General features: G+C 75.6%; 3 protein-coding genes. All 3 read left to right on the top strand.

The features are described 5' to 3' along the window. On the top strand, positions 1–950 hold a 950-nt coding region (locus tag QL987_RS16830; protein ID WP_290158805.1), incomplete at its 5' end, for an acyl-CoA dehydrogenase. Next, complete coding sequence (locus QL987_RS16825; RefSeq protein WP_290158804.1) at positions 944–2,389, top strand: bifunctional PIG-L family deacetylase/class I SAM-dependent methyltransferase; 1,446 nt, start codon at positions 944–946, stop codon at positions 2,387–2,389. The genes QL987_RS16830 and QL987_RS16825, both read left to right, overlap by 7 nt. After that, on the top strand, positions 2,386–2,637 hold a 252-nt coding region (locus QL987_RS16820), incomplete at its 3' end, for a glycosyltransferase (protein ID WP_290158802.1). The genes QL987_RS16825 and QL987_RS16820, both read left to right, overlap by 4 nt.

Raw genomic sequence — 2,637 nt, 5'->3', positions numbered from 1 at the left:
CCGTCGCGCAGACCCTCGCGTCCACCACCCCGCCGCTCGTCGCCGGAACAGCCGGACAGGTCTTCGCGACCCTCGCGGCGGTCGCCGCCGGGGACGTCGCGACCGCACGGGTGGTCGAGCCGCACCTCGACGCGCTGACGATCCTGGCGCAGGCCGGGGTGGAGGTGCCCGCGGGGTCGACGTGGGGTGTCTACGCGGCCGAGGCCCCGGGCCTCCGCCTCGAGGCACGCGACGCCGGAACCGACACCGACGCGGCGGACAGCGTCGTCCTGGACGGCACGAAGCCCTGGTGCTCGCTGGCGTCGACGCTCTCGCACGCCCTGGTCACCGCGCACGTCGGCCAGGAACGTCGACTCGTCGCGGTGTCGCTCCGCCAGACCGGCGTCGTCCCGCACGACGACGTCTGGGTCGCCCGCGGCCTGCCCGACGTGCCGAGCGGGCCGGTCGACTTCACCGCAGTCCGGGCGAGCGCGGTGGGCGAACCCGGCTGGTACCTCCGCCGTCCGGGCTTCGCCTGGGGTGGCATCGGCGTCGCCGCGTGCTGGTGGGGTGGTGCGGTCGGGCTGGCGCGAGTGCTCCGTGCACACGCCGCCGCGCGACCGGAGTCCGAACTGCTGCGGGCCGCACTGGGCTCGGTGGTCGCCGACCTCGCCGACGCCGAGGACGCCCTCGCCAGCGCCGCCCGCCGGATCGACGACAGCACCGGCACGGCCGACGACGCCACCGACTGGCCGCTCCTCGCGCAGGTCGTCCGCTCCCGGGTGCGCCGGGCCGTCGACGCCGTCCGGACCCAGGTCGTCCGGTCGATCGGCCCCGGCCCGCTGACGAGCGACCCCGCCGTCGCCGCACGGGTCGCCGACCTCGAGCTCTACGTGCTGCAGGACCACGGCGACCGGGACCTCGCCCGCATGGGCCGGATGGTGCTCGAGCGCGGCGGTGTGGCGTGGTGAGCTTCGACCACCGGGCGCCGGGGACCGACCCGGACGCCTGGACGCCCGTGCTCGCCCGGGTCGACGCGACGCCGATCGCGCTGGACGGGTACGACCGGGTGCTCGTCGTCGCGCCGCACCCCGACGACGAGACCCTGGGTGCCGGCGGCCTCATCGCGATCGCGGCGGACGCCGGACTGCCGGTGCACGTCGTCCTGGTCAGCCGGGGTGAGGGTTCGCACCCGGACTCGCCCACGACCACGCCCGATCAGCTCCGCGCCCGTCGGACCGAGGAGTTCCGCGGGGCACTGGACGCACTGCACCCCGCGGTGACGTCCACCGTCCTGGACGTGCCGGACGGCGGACTGCGCGAGCACGCCGAGGTGCTCGCGCACACCCTCGTCGGACACCTGTCGAGCGGCCCCGCAGCACCCGGCTCCGCAGCAACCGGCCCCGCAGCACCCGGCCGTACCCTGCTCGTCGCCCCCTGGCAGGGCGACGGCCACCGTGACCACCGGATCGCCGGCGAGGTCGCCGAGCGCCTCGCCGCCGAGACCCCCGACGTCGACCTGCTGTCCTACCCCGTCTGGGCGTGGCACTGGGACGACCCGGCAGCGCCGGCCCTGCCCGTCGCCGGACTCCGCGCCCTGCCGCTGTCGACGGCCGCGCTCGACCGGAAGCGCCGGGCACTCGACGCCCACATCTCGCAGGTCCACCCCCTCTCGCCGGCGCCCGGGGACGAGGCGATCGTCGACGACCGGCACGCGCGGCACCACCTCCGCGACCAGGAGTGGTTCGTGGCACCGAGCGTCGTGGCCACCGCCACCGCCACCGACACCGACACCACCGACGAGCACACGACGGCCTCCCGCTCCCGCGAGTCCTTCGACGCCCACTACGACCGGAAGCCCGAGGGCTGGGACTTCGACGGCTCCTGGTACGAGCAGCGGAAGCGTGCCGTGACCCTGGCCGCCCTCCCCCGACGCCGCTACCGGTCCGCGCTCGAACTCGGCTGCGCCACCGGGGTCCTCACCGCGGCGCTGACGGAGCGGGCAGACTCCGTCCTCGGCACCGACATCTCGCGTGCCCCGCTGGAGCGCGCCCGACGGCGAGCGCCGTCGGCACAGTTCGTCCAGGCCGCCCTGCCCGCCGAGTGGCCGGCCGGCCGCTGGGACCTCGTGGTGATGTCCGAGGTCGGCTACTACCTCTCCCCCGCCGACCTCGACGCCACGATCGACCGTGTCCTGGCCTCACTCGACGACGACGGTGTCCTCGTCGCCTGCCACTGGCGGCACCCGGACAGCGACGCCGTCACCGACGGGGACACGGTCGACGCGCACCTGGCCGCACGTTGGCCCCGCCCGGCACTGGTCCGCCACGTCGAGCCGGACTTCGTCCTCAGCGTCCTGCCCGGTCCGGCCGTCGCCAGCGTCGCCCGGACCGAGGGACTCGTCCGGTGACGCTCCGGCTCGACGTCGTCGTCCCGGCACACGACGAACAGGACCGGATCGTCGCCTGCCTGGAGGCCCTGGCCACCGCCGTCACGACCCTCCAGCACCAGCATCCCGACGCTTCGATCCACGTCACGGTCGTCCTGGACGGCTGCACCGACGACACTGCCGGGCTGGTCGCCTCGTTCGCCGCCGGGTCCCCGTGGCTCGAGACGCTGGTCACCGACCACGTCGGGGTCGGTCGGGCACGGTCGCTC

This window comes from Curtobacterium sp. APC 4022, assembly GCF_030407555.1.
Classification (GTDB): Bacteria; Actinomycetota; Actinomycetes; order Actinomycetales; family Microbacteriaceae; genus Curtobacterium.
This window is presented reverse-complemented; position numbering and strand designations above follow the sequence as displayed.